Annotated in this window: 14 protein-coding genes; 11 read left to right on the forward strand and 3 right to left on the reverse strand. The window is 46.2% G+C overall.

Annotation, left to right across the window (positions count from 1 at the left end):
• Positions 1-3 precede the first annotated feature (3 nt).
• Positions 4-1,395, forward strand: a complete 1,392-nt coding sequence (locus PRU_RS15130; RefSeq protein ID WP_049769046.1) for a SanA/YdcF family protein — start codon at positions 4-6, stop codon at positions 1,393-1,395.
• A gap of 366 nt (positions 1,396-1,761) precedes the next feature.
• Here the strand turns inward: PRU_RS15130 and PRU_RS15935 are convergent, their stop codons facing one another.
• Together PRU_RS15935 and PRU_RS00700 are read right to left on the reverse strand one after the other, a co-directional pair.
• Positions 1,762-1,863 carry a smalltalk protein gene (locus PRU_RS15935; RefSeq protein ID WP_013063239.1) on the reverse strand — a complete coding sequence of 34 codons (102 nt, stop codon included), beginning with the start codon at positions 1,861-1,863 and terminating at the stop codon, positions 1,762-1,764.
• A gap of 66 nt (positions 1,864-1,929) precedes the next feature.
• A complete protein-coding gene (locus tag PRU_RS00700; RefSeq protein WP_013064899.1) occupies positions 1,930-2,484 on the reverse strand; it encodes an HU family DNA-binding protein in 555 nt (184 codons plus the stop codon).
• A 622-nt stretch (positions 2,485-3,106) separates the two neighbouring features.
• On the opposite strand from PRU_RS00700, the gene PRU_RS00705 reads away from it, so the two are divergent.
• The 9 genes from PRU_RS00705 to PRU_RS00745 all read left to right on the forward strand — a co-directional run bounded on the left by PRU_RS00705 (position 3,107) and on the right by PRU_RS00745 (position 11,237).
• Positions 3,107-4,669 (forward strand): RNA-binding domain-containing protein, encoded by a 1,563-nt coding sequence (locus tag PRU_RS00705; RefSeq protein WP_013064494.1) that lies wholly within the window; start codon positions 3,107-3,109, stop codon positions 4,667-4,669.
• Positions 4,670-4,851: 182 nt separating this feature from the next.
• Positions 4,852-5,769 carry a hypothetical protein gene (locus PRU_RS00710; RefSeq protein WP_041385491.1) on the forward strand — a complete coding sequence of 306 codons (918 nt, stop codon included), beginning with the start codon at positions 4,852-4,854 and terminating at the stop codon, positions 5,767-5,769.
• Between the two features lie 195 nt (positions 5,770-5,964).
• Positions 5,965-6,633, forward strand: coding sequence for a hypothetical protein (locus PRU_RS00715; RefSeq protein ID WP_013064741.1), 669 nt, complete (start codon positions 5,965-5,967; stop codon positions 6,631-6,633).
• Between the two features lie 131 nt (positions 6,634-6,764).
• Entirely contained in the window at positions 6,765-7,133 is a 369-nt protein-coding gene (locus PRU_RS00720) for a hypothetical protein (RefSeq protein WP_041385492.1), read from the forward strand.
• A gap of 4 nt (positions 7,134-7,137) precedes the next feature.
• Positions 7,138-7,395 carry a hypothetical protein gene (locus PRU_RS00725; protein ID WP_013064831.1) on the forward strand — a complete coding sequence of 86 codons (258 nt, stop codon included), beginning with the start codon at positions 7,138-7,140 and terminating at the stop codon, positions 7,393-7,395.
• 57 nt (positions 7,396-7,452) lie between these two features.
• Complete coding sequence (locus PRU_RS00730) at positions 7,453-7,767, forward strand: hypothetical protein (protein WP_143040140.1); 315 nt, start codon at positions 7,453-7,455, stop codon at positions 7,765-7,767.
• 17 nt (positions 7,768-7,784) lie between these two features.
• The gene (locus PRU_RS00735) at positions 7,785-8,228 is read left to right on the forward strand and encodes a hypothetical protein (protein ID WP_013063043.1); all 444 of its coding nucleotides are present in this window, start codon (positions 7,785-7,787) and stop codon (positions 8,226-8,228) included.
• Positions 8,229-8,241: 13 nt separating this feature from the next.
• Positions 8,242-10,719, forward strand: a complete 2,478-nt coding sequence (locus PRU_RS00740) for a BT4734/BF3469 family protein (protein ID WP_013063639.1) — start codon at positions 8,242-8,244, stop codon at positions 10,717-10,719.
• A 65-nt stretch (positions 10,720-10,784) separates the two neighbouring features.
• Positions 10,785-11,237 carry a YcbK family protein gene (locus tag PRU_RS00745; protein ID WP_013065708.1) on the forward strand — a complete coding sequence of 151 codons (453 nt, stop codon included), beginning with the start codon at positions 10,785-10,787 and terminating at the stop codon, positions 11,235-11,237.
• Between the two features lie 61 nt (positions 11,238-11,298).
• Here PRU_RS00745 and PRU_RS00750 read toward each other — a convergent pair whose 3' ends face one another.
• Positions 11,299-13,740 (reverse strand): GH36-type glycosyl hydrolase domain-containing protein, encoded by a 2,442-nt coding sequence (locus PRU_RS00750; RefSeq protein WP_013064774.1) that lies wholly within the window; start codon positions 13,738-13,740, stop codon positions 11,299-11,301.
• 286 nt (positions 13,741-14,026) lie between these two features.
• Here PRU_RS00750 and PRU_RS00755 point away from each other — a divergent pair, with 286 nt between their 5' ends.
• Positions 14,027-17,299, forward strand: coding sequence for a SusC/RagA family TonB-linked outer membrane protein (locus PRU_RS00755; RefSeq protein WP_013063432.1), 3,273 nt, complete (start codon positions 14,027-14,029; stop codon positions 17,297-17,299).
• The last annotated feature ends 14 nt before the right edge of the window (positions 17,300-17,313 follow it).

The following is a 17,313-nucleotide window of genomic DNA, read 5'->3' on the forward strand; positions in this document are numbered from 1 at the left end:
ATTATGGGGAAGAGGGAGATAAAGTTTATCATAGTTGCCGTTGTAGCTATAATGATAACTTGCCTGGCATTAATGCTGATATGCAATCAGATCGTTGTGAACAATGCAGAGGGTAAGGTGTTCTCTAACATCGATAGCATCAAGTATAATAAGGTGGGACTATTGTTGGGTACCACTCCGCAGGCTCGCATAACAAGAATTTCAAACCAGTTCTTTACCTATCGTATTGATGCAGCTGAGCAGCTGTACAAGGCAGGGAAGATTGAGCAGATATTGATTAGTGGCGATGAGAATAGTCTTGATGGTGTCAATGAGCCTGAATGTATGAGGGATTCGTTGGTTGCGAGGGGGGTGCCATCGAGTGCAATAATCTTGGATGGTAAGGGGTATAGGACAATAAACTCTATTGTTGATGCTAACAAGGTGTTTGGTTTGAAGAGTTTTACGATAATATCTCAGGAGTTCCATAATGAGCGAGCCATTTACCAGGCAGAGCATCTTGGGCTGGATGTGGAGAACATTCAGGCATATAATGCAGAAATGCCAAAAGCAAGACGGGCGTTTCTTACCACAATCCGCGAGTATTTTGCAAGGGTTAAGTTGTTCATCGATTTGTGTTTTACAGATAGCAATGATCTCAGTCCACAAAACTCAAGGAAACTTGTAAAATGGAAGTCTGTACCTTGTCATCGAATTCCAAAAGAGTTTGCAGATAGTTTGAAAGTAGATAGATACAGCAAGGATAGTATCCTCGTTGTCTATAGACAGCCGGTTAATGGATATAAAGTGAAAGCTATTGCCAAGTTGGCTGTATCTGATGATGATATTATCTCTGCAGATTTTACTTTTACGAAAGGCGGACAATCATTTAAGCTCCATACACAATGCTTTGGAGATACAGCGTTCTGTAAAGGTAGGCTGGACTTCCAATTTGAGAATCCAAAGTTATTCAAAAAGTATAAGAACAAGACTATAAAGGCTAATTATCATTATTATAAAGATGAAGATCAGTTGATGCCGATGTATACACCATTCTTCTTTATGGACTTGGATTTCGACGGAAAAGAGGAATTGGTTATAGTGCACAAGTCTATGGCTGTTAGATATCACGATGGTTACGATGTGTATCGTATTGTAGAAGGACGTCCTGTGCTCATAGACTATCCTCCATATAATGATAATAAGGATGGCTGGGGATTTGGTATGACCGACTACCCTGAGTTTGATTTTAAGAAGAAAACAATATCATGCCCATATCCTGAAGGTGAACTAAAGTGGGCTGGCCGTACCATCTATGGCGTCAGTAAAAAGCATAAAGATACAGTGGTGGTGAATGGTAAGAAACATCTATTTAACCATATGGAAGTGATTAAGGAGATAAAGTTTGATGAATGATCTGCCTGGCTTTATAATAAATACCCTCAGGCTTCGTGTTGGAAACCTGGGGGTGATTATGCCTGCTGCAGTATGCGTGGCGGGCCGCGCAAGTGCAGGTCCTTGGCTGTTCGCAGGGCTTCACAGTCCCGAAATATGAGATGGAAAAGTCGTCTATAGTGTTTTAGACCATTTTCCTGACGTCAGGAAAACGATACCAATGCCTAGATGCTATGGGATAGCTCATGGTATTCTGAGGACCATTTTGCTGACGCTAGCAAATTGGTATCACTAATTTCAGAAACGGAATGTGAGGTGGATGATTTAAAAAAAGCGTATAGAGCTTGCGAAACAAATCAGGGAGTGCATAAACACTCCCTGATTCTATTATAGGCCCATGCAGCTCGTGGCACCAAGGGCAGTTACAATCGCAGTTGCGATACTGGCAATCATCTGTACGATGAACTTCAATGTCTCTTTCTTTGTCATAATTATTAATGGTTATAGGTTAATGTTTCATGTTTAATGTGAAGGGTGGGGCTTGCGCCCCAACCCTTAGTCTCCGATAGGCTCGTGGCTTCCACCACCGGTATTGCCACCGCCGCTATTCCCGCCGCCTCCGGTGTTTCCACCGGTATTGCCGCCCTGGCTGCTACCACTGCCGTTGGTGGTCTTCTCACCATCGCCGCTCAGCAGACTCTCGGCGTTTACAAACTCGGCCTTCTTCAGGAACTCTCGACTCGAGATATTCATCTCCTGCTCCTGCTCAGGCATAAATCGGATGTGGAGAGCCTTCAGGTTCTTACCCACATTAAACTCCTCCTTCTTGGGAGCACCACCGGGCTCGTTCTCCAGGGTAGTGAAGAAGGTGCCCAGACCGTCGATCTTCACTCGCTTCGACTCCAGCAGCATCTCCACCAGACAGCTGCGGAACTTCTCCAGCACACCAAACACTACATCCTGCGTATAAACGCTACCGTGCTCGCTGATGTGCTTGGCCAGCTTGCGGGTGTTCAGGATTTCAATACTCTTGCTGTGGGCAAACCACTTGCCAAATACCTGCGACTTGTTGTTTTTGTTCTGTCGCAACTCATAAAAAATCTTTGCCATACTCTAATACTTTTTAATTTTAATGGTTAATACTAATGTTAATTACTCTCGTGTGTGTCTCAATCCACGTGTGCACTTTGTTTCTTTTTGACGATGCAAAGGTACAAAGAAAAATGTTACCCTCCAAACGTTTTTTGAACCTTGTTTTTGTGTGTAAATAAATCTTACTTTAAAATATGGCGCTCCATTACCAATCTTTAAGATAGTACCTTGCAATCAAAAAGAAAGTTCGGCAGATTTTGCAAAAATCTCGTTAACTATCTACCAGATTCTGCCGTACCGCTTAAAACACCCTGCTGGCGGCAAAGATTGGTACAATGGTACATTGGTACAAATTGTAAAATTAAGTAGTGCAACTTGTGGCTTTTATCTCTTTATATAATTTATATATATTTTAATATATATAAATTTAATATATAATATATAGAATATCTTCTTTGTGCAACAATTGCCAGCGTGCCGCCCTCTTTTACTTTGCATCAGATTTTGAAAATGTACTAATGTACCAATGTACCATCGTGCATATAATTTTGGTTTTAACATTAATTACACTTCTAAACCCGTAACATTTTGGTTTTCTGCATACTTATATGTAGAAAAAGCATTATTTTTGCAAACGATTATGACAACTGAAGAGATAAGAGCTTTGCTCAATGATATTGAGAGTGATAGAGTTGAACGAACAATTTCGACTACTAACACTGATAAGTTTGGACAGGCAATCTGTGCATTTGCTAATGATTTGCCTGACCATCGTTTGCCCGGATATCTTTTCCTTGGCGTAAAGGATGATGGAACTGTAACAGACCTTAACGTAACGGATGAACTATTGAAGAATATTGCTGCTATACGTACTGATGGCAATATTCAACCGCAACCATCAATGACTGTTGAGAAAGTATCGATGGACGAAGGTGATATTGTTATGGTAAGGGTAGAACCATCAGTGTTTCCTCCTGTCAGGTATAAGGGGCGAATATGGATTCGCATTGGTCCACGTAAGGGTGTGGCTAACGAAGATGATGAAAGCATCCTGATGGAGAAACGTCGCACAAATGTTACTTCATTTGACGCTTCACCCTGCATCAATGCGACCATCGACGATTTGGATTTGCAGAAGTTTAAGCATTACTATCTGCCCAAAGCAATGACGGATGACGAAATAGAGGAAGATCGCAAGGAAGGACGAACTGTGAAAGAGCAGATGGCTTCGTTCGGTTTCTTTGATACAAAATATGATTGCCCTACGAATGCGGGTATGCTTTTCTTTGCCAAGAATCTGCGAAGGTTTATCCCTGGGGCATATATCCAGTATGTGCGCTTTGCAGGTAAAGATCGTGCGGGCGATATTATGACGGAGCATGAGTTTAAAAGCAATTTGTGTACAACCTTGGAAGAGTTGGATACTTTTGTGGAGACAACTATTGCCAATCGTCGTCCGATACCAGTAAGCCCCACCCGTGAAGATCCTTTTGTAGATTATCCTTACTGGGCAACTCGTGAGCTGTTGATGAATGCTATATGTCATCGCGACTATACCAGTAATGGTCCAATACAGTTCTACCAGTATGATGACCGCATCGAAATTATGAATCATGGTGGACTGTATGGAAAAGCAAACGAACAGAATTTTCCAAAGGTTAATGATTATCGCAATATCATTGTGGCCGAAGGCATGAAGGTGCTAGGCTTTGTGAATCGTCATAGCCGAGGAGTGCAGAGGGTACAAAGGGAACTTATGGCTAATGAGAATGGCGAGGCTGAGTATGACTTTAGTTACCAGACGGCTGTGATGGTGAAAGAAATGAAGTCACCTCTCGGTGAGCGGGCCTTGCAGGAAGCAATAGCTCGAGGTTTTGTGACGGAAAATGGAGAAAAACGGTCAGATTTGACCATTTCTGAAGATAAAAATGGTCACAAAAATGGTCACAAAAATGGTCATGAGGGTGACCGGAAAACATCACAAAAAACACCTAAAATGAAGGTTTCTAAGTTCCCAGCTCCTATTGTAGAGCAGGTGTACAAGTCCCTTAGGTTAAATCGTAAGGCAAAATACTCGTGGCTTCAGGATAATCTTGGAGTTAGTGAGGCAACAATAAAACGTGCCATTAGCGATTTGAAGGAACTAGGATACATCAACAAGGAACACTCGAAAATTAAGGGCGAGTGGCAACTACTAAAATAGAACACCATACTTAGTATTGTAATCCCGTCTTTCATTATAAGAGGAGTGAGCAGTGATGCTCATTCCTCTTTATTGTTTGTGCTTGTTTTGCGTTGGAAAAATTTGGTGATTAACAGAAAATGCTGTACCTTTGCAACTCTGAAACTAAAAGATTGTTTTTATAAGATATCAACAAATATATAATGGAGGACGTAAGGTACAAACAAAAATTGTACAGGCTAAGATTAACCAGTTGTCAACGATCCATATTTGGCGGGTTCGAAGATCTTGATTCGGATCAGTTGGATGTGTTTGTTGACGCCATTGAAAATGATATTAACGAAACCCGAAAATTAAGATTTGAAAATCCAAAAAATGGTACTATATATGAACGGCACTACGTATTCCGCCTGGTAGAGGGCATGGTGATACTACATGTGGGTAGATTCAGGAAAAATAACGATTATGCCTCGATAGTTCTACACCTAAACAAATGTGGAAATCCGCCATATGTGGTATTGGTTGACTATGAAAAATCATTTGCTAACGACAAAATATTGGTCGAGATTGTTGAACGTGCTTTTAACTGGGCGTTGAACGATAAGGGGGTAAGGGTAGTGCTCGAGAATTGGGAATTGTCGCAGGAGTGCATCAAAGCCATGTGGAACTCGGATTATTCGGATGCACATATTCTTGCTAAGAGAAAACATCCTGAAGCGCCCGTACTTAGGAGTGGCTATGAAAAAATTAAACCCATGATGGAGAAGGTGAGGCTACGGGAGAAACTGAAACACCAAAAGCACACTACTATGAAAAGAACACGAAAAGCATATATCGACTATATTGAGGCCAGTGATAAGGAGATGGTGTTGTATATTCTGCACGAATATGCTGATAAAACAGATAAGCCCAAGCGGGCCATTATAGGGCAACGTGTACTGATGGATTTGAAAATGAGAAACGATGCCATACCGCATCCGGTATTTACTGACGAGTTTGGTAGCGGGAAAGGTCGTGATAGTAGCTCGTACAGTACTTACCTTAATGTAACAACCGACTATAGCGACGATCCTTTATATAAGAAAATATACAAGAGTTTACTGCCTTATAGGCTAAAATAAAATCGGAATTTTCGGAACATTCGGATTTGCCGAAAGTCTCGGAAATGTATGCGAGGCCATGTTCGTATTCCGAGCTTGGCTTCGTTTATTTCTGTAGAACTCTGTATATTTGTCCCCGCTGAAGCAAGAACCTAAAAGTATAACCCCGAGGGAGGGATTAGGCCTAAGACTGAACTCATAATTCTTATAAAGGATATGAGAAATGAAGAAAAGGAGTATGTATGGCACGATGGTATCAGAATCAACGATGCTCAACTTGTAACTTTAGCCATGAATGCTGGTAGCTATCATGTGGCAGAACATTATCTGTTGTCGCTGTTGGCCCATGGCGTGATGCACCATTTACCTGACTATATAAATAAGGTAAACCAGGTGCGCGAGTTCTATGGTGTGGCTCCCATACCTGCCCCCAAAAACAACTTTACTGAGGATGCTAAACCTAAAAAGTGTGACATGGGCACCAAGGTGCGCAGGCTGTACCTGAAGATGACGGCTAGCGAACACGAGGAGTTGCTAAGCCAGTGCCTGCTGGTAATGATGGCAAACTATCCCAAACTGTTTAAGTTTAAGAACCAGTGGCAGGGCATTTATCTGGTGATGAGAGACAGATTGGATTACGGATTATCGCAAATGGATTTTCTGGTGATGGCGATTAAGGCCACACCTTCAGGATGGCCTAAACGGCTGCAGATAAGCGAGAGTGTGATAAAGAACTTCAGTCATGGCATCAAGATAATGGATGCCGATGATGCTTATTACGAGATGACCGACAATCCGCAACGTGAGCTCTGTGATATATTCTGGGAGGTGCTGATGCAGCAATTATTGACGGTAAAATACGGAGCCGATACGGAGTTAATCTAAAAAATACGGAGAAAAATACGGAGTTGATACGGAAATACGGAATCAACCCGAGAGTAATGCTTAATGATCTACCTTTGCATCGTCGATAAGCGACAAAGGTAGATTTTTAAGTATTAAAATAATAAGAAAAAATGAAGAAAGTGAAAACAGTATTGAACCCTTGTGGTTTGCGAGTAAAGAAGTGTTGTGCCAGTTGTATCAACAAGTTAGTAGATAACGATGGCATGAGATTGTGCCCCATCCATAACCTGTTTGTGGAGTCTGGCCATGTGTGCAAAAAGTGGCAGATGGACTACAATACATCGCAGGCAGGCGTGTGCCGAGGTCGCGTTCACAAAAAGGAATATCTGATGTTTGCACTGGCCATCCGATTAGGTGAGAGTGTTGAGGCATTGAAAGCCAAAAAGCAAGGCAAACCTGAGCCTGAGTCAAGAACGATCGAGAGCATCAGACGTGAGTATGAAACGGATTATGGTACCACAATTTTACTGGATATATAATATAATGGCAGAGGAATACTTACTTTACGATGTAGATGGTACAGCTGCAAAAGTAATGCGCTATGTAAAGCATAGAATAAGTAGTGGCTTGTATGAATACTTGTTGCAAATTCTGTTGCCTTATTCAAGCAGGGTTCAGCAGGATATGGCAGAAAACATAGTAGATTATGTGAATGATGTGCCAGTGCAGGATATTGGCTATCAGAGCGCAGACGAGGCGCTGGCATACTGCTACCGACTGATTGATGAAGAGATTTATTAAACAATAGTAACTAACCGAGTCAAATGGGCCCAACGACTCACTAAAAACAAATTGATTATGCGAAAATACATTGAAATCGACGAAGAGGTGCTTAAAAGCATCATGGAAGGAACGTATGTGCAGGGCTCGTTGCACTATAATAAGCAGGCCAAGCGTATCGACTTTAACCACTATAAGCGTAAGAAACGCTTGAAGGATAAGGTAATTGCTATCCTGGAGCACGGCTGGCTGAAAGAGAGCCCTAAGAGAGTGAAGTACTACATCTCACTAAAGAAATCCATCGGAACAGCGCGTATGATTGCTGCCATGGAACGTGAAAACCGCGTGGCCAGCAGCCACCTGATGGATCGAGAGATTGTAGATAGAGTTTAACTTAAAAATTGGAATATATGGAAAAGAAACTGTATAAAGAAGTAAAGAAACTTGGATACAAGGTAATTGACTTTTATTGTCATTGGAGTTTCTATCGTCGTAAGAAAGATAAGTCGATTATGCTGACTGCCCGTAAAGGTGACCTGTTGGCACGCGACATCTTTAGACTGATAATTGACAATGTTGAGCCAGATGCTGAAGGCCTGGTAATAGCCATGATTGGCATTATGCAGAGCTATAATTACCTGAAACTTGCGTTGCCTATGACTACTGGCAAGGAGGCACAGAAGCTGATAGAAGATTTTGATAAATTATTCTATGGTGATTCATGGCGATGGGTAAAGCACGACCACATGCAGATAGGTTATGATTTCTTTTTTGGTGGTCACAAAGTTGATGGCGACAGATTTAAAGAAACAATCGACAATATGCTTGCCCACGAAGATAGTAATAACGAATAAAAAAGGAGGTTGAATGAGTTTTTGTTATCAGAAGAATTTCAGTAATCCTACTTTGCCCGTTGACGAAGCGCAGTTTTATGCGCTCGTCAGGGCAGGGAAATGGAACGAAAACATTGATAAGTTCAGAGAAACGGGCGATGCCAGTCTAAAGCGTAAACTGCCTGCGTTTATCTTCCAGGCTACGTTTGATGCAACAACATCGAAGGCTGGTAAAACAGGTGCCTGGCGCAAACAGGCTGCCACCCTGTTAACGGGACTTGTGGTAATGGATATCGATCACGTGGAAGACCCCAAAGGGGTGTTCGACAAATGGGGATTAGGCACGGATGAACACGGCTTTATAAATAAAGACGCGGCTAGGAGAATACTTTTGGTGTATATCACACCCAGCGGTAAGGGATTGAAAGTTGTGTTTAAGGCTGATGCTGCGGTAGGTAATCTCATCGACAACCAGCACCGGATGGCTGAAATCCTGGGTGTTGAGGTTGACGAAAGTTGCAAGGACGCATCACGCATGTCGTTCATCTGCAAGGAATCGGATATATTATACATTGATAAAGAACTGTTTACGTATGAGAACAAAGAATTTGCCGAGAAATACAATGCTGAGTATAGGGCTGGTCACAGTGGTGTTACTCAAACTGATACTGTGGCCCACCAAGATGGCCAGCAAGCAGCTGAGCAGAGTGGGGACGTGGATAATCATGAAGTGGAAATAAAGTGGAGGGATTATGATATACAGTGTATTATTGATAAGCGCTATAGCGCAAAGCTGCCCTGTGCAGCCGACAGCAACCGACACAACGAAAGTCTTAAACTGGCAAGCGACCTGCTGGTGCTGTTTGATGGCGACCGAAAGCTGGTGCAGCGGATACTTGAACGACAATCGTGGGTGCAGGAGATTATCGAGGAGCGCGACGAGAATGTGGCACAGACGGTGGCATCGGCAGCAGAACGCATGGCGGATCGCGAAAAGAAGTACCTTACCCAATGCCCTTCAAAGGCTATGCAAGAGGCAATTAGCCAAGCGTGCGGCCAAACATGGAAACAGATTACGCAGGGCGAAACGACAGACACCGCCACCATAGGTGAGGAAGAGATTGAGCAGTGGCTGTGGGATTGGGGTGAGAAGATAGAGGCGCTGTTCCCTTATTATCCTGCGCTGCAGGATGCCTGCAAGGGTCTTAAGCGCAATCAGTACCCTGCGGCCTTGATAGTATCTGGAGCCCTGATGATGACGTTGATGACACGCTGCACGTATCGCTTTTATCATCGCCCCTCGAAGCTGCGCCGCCTGAATGCCTCGGCATTGATTATCGGCGATCCTGCCAGTGGTAAGAGTTTCGCTACCCGCCTGTACGAGTTCCTGGCAGCCCCCATCGTGGCAGCTGATAAAGCAGGTAAGGACACCATCAACCGCTATCGCGAGGAGATGAAAACCAAGGGGGCTAACAAGGAGAAGCCTAAGAAACCTAAGGTAGTGGTACGTGTTCACCCCTCGCGAACCAGTAACGCCCAGTTTATCCAAGACATGGTGAATGCTGTGGAGAATGTTGATGGCACGGATATGCAGCTGCACATGTTGACGTTTGATACCGAGCTGGATAATACCCTGAGTGTACAGAAGGGTGGCAGCTGGATTGACAAGCAGAACCTGGAGCTGAAAGCTTTCCACAACGAGGAGGATGGTCAGGCGTACTCGAACATGGATTCTATCATGCAGGATTTTAACGTGACGTGGAACTACGTTTATACCGGCACGCCCATCGCCTTGAAAAAGAAGGTGAACGAACAGAACTTCGGTTCTGGATTGGCAACCCGATTAACCTGCATCCCTCTGCCCAGCACGCACTTTGAAATGATGGACCTTGATGAAGAAGTGGATGAGGACAGCGACAACCGCCTACTGGAATGGGCCAAGAAGTTGGATAAGACCAAGGGCGAACTATCCATTAAACGCATTGTTCGAACGATGTACGACTGGACGGCACGTCGCATGGCCGATGCCAAGGACAATGAGAGCAAGGCCGATGAGATGCTGTTGAAACGTTGTGCCTACCATGGCATTAACTACTCGGCACCCTTTATCGTGATGCGCCACTGGGGCGACTTGCACCAAGAGGGTGACTACTGGTGCGGTGAGTTTGAGACAGACGAGATTGACGACCAGTTGGCTGAGTTAATCGTAAACATCCAGTTTGCCTGTCAGCGCCACTACTTCGGATCATTAGCTGAGAAGTATTTCGACGACAAGTTGCGTGATGCATCAACCAATCGTCGCCATCATCAGCGAACCATCGAGGAGTACAATCGACTGGCTGAAGAGTTTACGATTGATGATGTAGCGAACAATTTCCACATAAATATCAATGCAGCTCGTATGCGCGTTAAGCGCTTACTGAAAGATGGTGCTGTAGAGAAGTGTGGTGAATATACTGAGAATGGCACATGCAAACATCGTTATAGAAAAAAGGCCGTGCTGGTATTCTAAGATTGGTACATTGGTACAATGGTACATTTTAAACATTAAACATTGAACATTAAACATTAAAGAGTATGGAACAGATAGTACAGTTAAACAGTAAAGCAAACCTCTCCCAGCACTTCACGCTGGGGGAGTTCACCAGGAGCAAGTATCCTGAGGTGTATAACATCCCTAGCCATGAGGCTATCGCTAACCTTAAGCGATTGTGTGAGTGGTTGGAAGTATTGAGGGAGAAAGCCTCACATCCTATTATCATCAACTCAGGTTATCGATCACCGCAGTTCAATCGTAAGGTTGGTGGAGCTCCCACCAGTAATCACATAACAGGCTGTGCGGTAGATATTCGCACATCTGGGTATGAACAGGCCATCTGCTATGCGGCCATCATTATCGATTATGCTAAAGAGAGTAATCAGGACTATGATGAGCTGCTAATAGAGAAGAACCGTTATGGTGCCGTGTGGTTGCACTTTGCAGTGAGACCGAAAGATAATCGACGTAAGGTTGCATTTATTATTGTTTAAAACAATAATCCCCGCTCAGTGATGGGCGGGGATTGGTTTGGATAGATGTATGTAATCCTGATTACATAGTAACCTCGACTACGTGCTTGCCAGCAGAGTAGGGGATAACGGTGCCATCAACGGGCTGGCCATCGAGGGTGATGGCTTTAACACCCTTCTGGGCGCCGTTTGGATGGATGGTAATCTCGTACTCGGCATCGCGGAACTTACGCTGTACGGTGTAGTCGGTTGCTGTCTGTGGCAGACAGGGATCGATGCGGATACCATCGTAGTCGGGCTTGATACCCAGGATGAACTCTGATACGGTGTACCACATCCAAGCTGCAGTACCTGTGAGCCATGAGTTCTTACCCTCGCCTGGCTTAAAGGCATCCTTACCGGCTACCATCTGGCAGTTAACGTATGGCTCAACCTTGTGCAGGGTCTGGTACTTCTCCTCGACGTATGAGGGGAGAATCTTTGCGTAGTGGCTCCAGGCATCGTTACCGCGGCCTGCCAAGCACTCGCCGATGATGACCCAAGGATTGTTGTGGCAGAAGATACCAGCATTCTCCTTGTAGCCCTCGGGGTATGATGAGATTTCGCCGTACTCGTAGATATACTTGGTGAAGGCGGGGTTGTTAAGCACCATACCGTGCTCGCACTCGAGGTATTTCTTACAAGAGTCGAGACTCTTGGCAACCATACCTTCCTGAGCGCCAATCTCGGCCATGGTACACCAGCCCTGGCTCTCGATGAAGATCTTAGCCTCGTCGCACTCGTTGCTACCAATCTTGTTACCATAGAAATCGTAAGCACGCAGATACCACTCGCCATCCCAGCCGTGCTTCTTCACAGCCTCGATCATAGCGTCGATAGCCTTCTGCATGCGCTCGGCCTCCTGGGTCTTACCCAGTTTCTGGCACAGGGCAACGTAATCCTTACCTGTTACTACGAACAGGCCGGCAATCATGAGGCTCTCGGCCTTGGTGCCCTCGGATACGTTCTCGGTGGTCTGGAAGCTCTCGTTTGGATCCCATGAGAAGCAGTTGAGGTTCAAGCAGTCGTTCCAATCGGCACGGCCGATGAGTGGCAGCATGTGAGGACCGAGGTTGTTGATAACGTGATCCATCGAAATCTTGAGGTGCTCGAAGAGGGTTACCTCAGAGCCTGGCTGATTGTCGAATGGTACCATCTCGTCGAGGATTGAGAAGTCGCCTGTTTCCTTGATGTAAGCCACGGTACCGAAGATGAGCCAGCAGGGATCGTCGTTGAATCCACCGCCGATATCGTTGTTACCGCGCTTGGTGAGGGGCTGATACTGGTGATAGCAGCCGCCATCGGGGAACTGGGTTGAGGCAATATCGATGATGCGCTGACGGGCGCGTGATGGAATCTGGTGTACAAAGCCTACGAGGTCCTGGTTAGAATCGCGGAAGCCCATGCCACGGCCGATACCACTCTCGAAGAACGAAGCCGAACGAGAGAAGTTGAAGGTTACCATGCACTGGTACTGGTTCCAGATGTTAACCATGCGGTCGAGCTTATCGTTGCCTGTACGTACATTATATATATTAAGGAGGGCATCCCAATACTCGCACAACTCGGCGAAGGCCTTATCCACCTTCTCGGTGGTGTCGAGCTCGGCAATGAGCGCATGCGCCTTGTCCTTGTTGATGACCTGAGGGGCAGAAAATTTCTTGTCCTGTTCGTTCTCGATGTAACCCAGCAGGAACACGAAATCCTTGCTTTCGCCTGGCTGCAGGGTTACCTCGATGTAATGCGAGGCGATGGGGCTCCAACCATGGGCGTGGCTGTTGCGGGGCTTGCCCTCGATCACTACCTGGGGATCGGCAAACTCGTTATAGAGACCTACGAAGGTTTCACGATCGGTATCAAAGCCCTGGATAGGGGTGTTTACATGGTAGAACGCATAATGGTTGCGACGCTCACGGTACTCGGTCTTGTGATAGATGGTGCTACCCTCGATCTCGACTTCGCCAGTAGAGAAGTTGCGCTGGAAATTCTCCATATCGGTAGCAGCATTCCACAGGCACCACTCCTCGAACGAGAATAATTTGAGGTTCTTAACCTCGTTGCTCTGGTTGGTGAGTGTGAGCTTCTGTACCTCGGCCCATTTTTTGAGGGGAACGAAGAACAGCACGCTGGCCTCGACGCCGTTTTTACGACCAGTGACACGGGTGTAGCTCATACCATGACGGCACTCGTAGAAATCGAGTGGAGTTTTGCAGGGCTTCCATCCTGGGTTCCAAACGGTGTCGCCATCCTTGATATAAAAGTATCGGCCACCATTGTCCATTGGTACATTATTGTAACGATAACGAGTGATACGGCGGAACTTGGCATCCTTGTAGAATGAGTAACCACCGGCGGTATTAGAAATTAAAGAGAAAAAATCCTCGTTGCCCAGATAGTTAATCCAGGGCCAAGGAGTCTGCGGGTCGGTAATCACGTACTCGCGGTGCTGGTCGTCGAAATGACCGTAGCGTTTCTGTTGTTCCATGATGCGAAAAATATTTTATTAACGATAGTAATCAATAATTGCGGATGCAAAGTTACGAAATTTGCACAAACGTACAATAGTTGGAGCAACTTAGCGCAAGAATTGAGCATAAAATACCATATATTTTGAAAAAAACTTGTGAGTATTAAAAAAAATTCTTAACTTTGCGCCCTCATTCCAGTGATATTGATTAAAATTTTAGAAAAAAGAAGAAGATTAGGTCGATAATTTTGGTTTATTAAGTTGAATAGTAATTACTAATATATTTTTTATACTTTTAAATTAAATGAAAAGACTCAGTATGATGTTGGCTGGGCTGTTCCTAAGTGTGGGGATGGCGCTGGCACAAACAACGGTTACTGGTACAGTGGTAAGTTATGAGGATAACGAGCCTATTATTGGTGCCACCATTCAGGTGGTTGGCAATGCAGGCATTGGTACCATTACCGATTATGATGGTAACTTCACACTCGAAGTACCAGAGGGTATGAAAACACTGCGTATTACCTATGTGGGCATGGAACCACTTGAGGTGGCAGTAAGCACAAAAACTTTAAAGATTCAGTTAAGAAATGATGTACACACCCTGGACGAGGTAGTGGTTGTGGCCTACGGTACACAGAAGAAGACATCGCTTACCGGATCTATTCAGGAGGTAAAGAGCGACGCCATCGAGCTGCGTCCTACCACTTCGGTAGCATCGGCTCTGGAAGGTTCGGTAACTGGTGTTCAGGTGAACAGCACCGTTGGCGCACCTGGTGAAGACCCACAGATTCGTATTCGTGGCGTGGGAACCGTCAATGGTTCTTCGTCACCACTCTATATTCTTGATGGCGTGCCTTATAGCGGTAGCATCAGCGACCTGAACCCACAGGACATCGAGTCGATGTCGGTACTGAAGGATGCTGCTTCGGCTGCTTTGTATGGTAACCGTGCCTCTAACGGTGTCATCCTGATTACCACCAAGAAGGGTAAGCAGGGTAAGATGAACATCACCTTCGATGTGAAGCAGGGTACCTATTCACGCGGTATTGCCGAGTACGACCGTCTGGGCGCCCGCGAGTGGATGGAGGCTCAGTGGCTCAACATGAAGAACAACCGCATGGCTGCTGGCGACGATGCTGCTACAGCTGGTGCATACGCCTCGAAGCACCTGATTGCCGACCGACTTCAGCTGAATATCTTCGACAAGGCCGACGAGGCACTCTTTACTGCCGACGGCAAGCTGGTGAGCGACGCCCGCATAAAGGGTACCTATGGCGAGGATCTGGACTGGTATAAGCAGGCCATTGGTCACGGCTATCGTCAGGAGTACAACTTCAACGCCAACGGCGCTACCGAGAAGTCAGACTATCTGGTTTCATTAGGCTATCTCGACGAGCAGGGCTACCTGAAGACCTCTGGTTTCGACCGTCTGTCGGCTCGTCTCTCGGCTAACATCCAGCCAGCTGAGTGGCTCAAGGTGGGTGTTAGTCTTAACGCTACCCACCAGAACTTCAATGCCGGCTATGGTACTGGTAATGCCAATACCAACCCATTCAACTTCTGTCGCAAGATTTCGCCCATTTATCCTGTTCATGCCCACAACCTGACTACAGGTGAGTACTATCTCGACGGTATGGGCAACCTGATGTACGATGGCGGATCATATATCGATCCCGATGGTCAGGTGGTTCACACCCGCAATCAGTATCCCGATCGTCACATCATCTGGGAGAACCAGTTGAACACCGATAAGATTATCCGCAATACCGTTAACAGTATTGCCTACGCCAATATCATTCTGCCTTACAACTTCACACTCTCGCTGAAGGGTAGTCTGAACCTGAGCAACGACTCAGAGAACAAGTACTACTCGGCTGTGATTGGCGACGGTAAGGCCAACAACGGCCGTTTGCGCCGTACCGATGTTCGCCAGAAGAACTACACCTTCCAGCAGCAGCTGCATTGGCGCCAGGAGTTTGGCGTACATTCTGTCGACGCTCTGCTGGGTCACGAGAGCTACAAGCTCACCCGCAACTACATGGCTTCGGGTAAGGATTCAGAGATTGTGCCCAATCTCACCAATCTGCTCAACTTCACTCAGTTTGCTCAGCTCTACGACTACAACGACAATTACGCCCTCGAGTCATACCTGGGTCGTGTGCGCTATGGCTACGACAGCCGTTACAACATCGAGTTCTCGTTCCGTCGCGATGGTTCGTCGCGCTTTGCCAAGAATGCCCGTTGGGGTAACTTCTGGAGCACAGGTGCCAGCTGGGTCATCTCTAACGAGAAGTTTATGAAGCAGTATGACTGGGTGAACTACCTGAAGTTGCGTGCCGACTATGGTGAGGTAGGTAACGACTCTGGTTCTGGTCTCTATGGCTATATGGCCCTCTATCAGCAGGATGTTCATGCCGGCAAGGGTGCCTACTATATCTCTCAGCTGCCTAACGAGGATTTGAAGTGGGAGACAGGTCAGTCATGGGGTGTTGCCATCGAGGGTCGCCTCTTCAACAAGCTCAACTTCAATGTCGAGTACTTCGACCGTCGCAACAAGGACCTTATCTTCAACGTCTACAACCCACTCTCTGCGGGTGCTACTGATACCACCACACCTCAGTCGGTAACCACCATGAATCTGGGTACCATCTCAAACCACGGTGTCGAGATTTCTGGCGATATGGACGTTTACAAGTCGAAGAACTGGAGCGTGAACGTAGGTGCTAGCATCACCTTCGAGAAGAACAAGGTGGTGAAGCTGCCCGAGCAGAACCGCGATGGTATCATCGATGGTACCAAGAAGATTGTTGAGGGTATGGACCGCTATCAGTTCTATACCTACACCTGGGAGGGCGTGAACACCAAGAACGGACTCTCGCTCTATAAGTTCAACGGCGATGAGTACTTCTTTACCGATGGCGGCACTACCTACGGTAACCCTGCCGGTGCAGAGATTACCGGTTCGCAGAAGAACGCTGTGGTTGTGATTGATGGCACACCTTACAGCTATCTCACCACCTATGGCAAGCGCGAGTTCCACGGTTCGGCCATGCCTACCGCCTATGGTAGCTTCAACTTCAGCGTGAGCTACAAGGCCTTCTCGCTCTACACCCTGTTCACCTATCAGCTGGGTGGTAAGGTGATGGACAGCAACTATCAGCTGCTGATGAACTCACAGAGCACCCCAACCGCCCTGCATAAGGACGTGCTGAAGGGCTGGACCGCCGAACAGGCTACTGCTACCGATGCTATCGACCGCAACGGTGTGCCTATGCTGAGCGACGTTCCTGTCATCGTGAGTGGTCTTGAGGCCGACCTCAACTCTACCTCTTCACGTTGGCTCACCAGTGCCAGCTATCTCATTCTGAAGAACATCAACCTTAGCTACCAGCTGCCTAAGGAACTGGTGCGCAAGGCTGGTATCGAGAACGTGATGCTCACACTGACCTGCGAAAACCTCTTCACACTGACTGCACGCAAGGGTATGAACCCACAGCAGAACTTTGCTGGCACTCAGAGTGCTACCTTCGTTACACCACGCATCTTCTCTGCAGGGGTGAACATCAAGTTTTAAGAGTGAATAGTTAA

The organism is Xylanibacter ruminicola 23, from assembly GCF_000025925.1.
GTDB classification, from domain to species: Bacteria; Bacteroidota; Bacteroidia; order Bacteroidales; family Bacteroidaceae; genus Prevotella; species Prevotella ruminicola.

What these genes read in the sequence shown, in the direction of transcription:
- PRU_RS15130 (WP_049769046.1), top strand. Translation starts at nt 4, where the DNA reads ATGGGGAAGAGGGAGATAAAGTTTATCATAGTTGCCGTTGTAGCTATA.
- PRU_RS15935 (WP_013063239.1), bottom strand. Translation starts at nt 1,863, where the DNA reads ATGACAAAGAAAGAGACATTGAAGTTCATCGTACAGATGATTGCCAGT.
- PRU_RS00700 (WP_013064899.1), bottom strand. Translation starts at nt 2,484, where the DNA reads ATGGCAAAGATTTTTTATGAGTTGCGACAGAACAAAAACAACAAGTCG.
- PRU_RS00705 (WP_013064494.1), top strand. Translation starts at nt 3,107, where the DNA reads ATGACAACTGAAGAGATAAGAGCTTTGCTCAATGATATTGAGAGTGAT.
- PRU_RS00710 (WP_041385491.1), top strand. Translation starts at nt 4,852, where the DNA reads ATGGAGGACGTAAGGTACAAACAAAAATTGTACAGGCTAAGATTAACC.
- PRU_RS00715 (WP_013064741.1), top strand. Translation starts at nt 5,965, where the DNA reads ATGAGAAATGAAGAAAAGGAGTATGTATGGCACGATGGTATCAGAATC.
- PRU_RS00720 (WP_041385492.1), top strand. Translation starts at nt 6,765, where the DNA reads ATGAAGAAAGTGAAAACAGTATTGAACCCTTGTGGTTTGCGAGTAAAG.
- PRU_RS00725 (WP_013064831.1), top strand. Translation starts at nt 7,138, where the DNA reads ATGGCAGAGGAATACTTACTTTACGATGTAGATGGTACAGCTGCAAAA.
- PRU_RS00730 (WP_143040140.1), top strand. Translation starts at nt 7,453, where the DNA reads ATGCGAAAATACATTGAAATCGACGAAGAGGTGCTTAAAAGCATCATG.
- PRU_RS00735 (WP_013063043.1), top strand. Translation starts at nt 7,785, where the DNA reads ATGGAAAAGAAACTGTATAAAGAAGTAAAGAAACTTGGATACAAGGTA.
- PRU_RS00740 (WP_013063639.1), top strand. Translation starts at nt 8,242, where the DNA reads ATGAGTTTTTGTTATCAGAAGAATTTCAGTAATCCTACTTTGCCCGTT.
- PRU_RS00745 (WP_013065708.1), top strand. Translation starts at nt 10,785, where the DNA reads ATGGAACAGATAGTACAGTTAAACAGTAAAGCAAACCTCTCCCAGCAC.
- PRU_RS00750 (WP_013064774.1), bottom strand. Translation starts at nt 13,740, where the DNA reads ATGGAACAACAGAAACGCTACGGTCATTTCGACGACCAGCACCGCGAG.
- PRU_RS00755 (WP_013063432.1), top strand. Translation starts at nt 14,027, where the DNA reads ATGAAAAGACTCAGTATGATGTTGGCTGGGCTGTTCCTAAGTGTGGGG.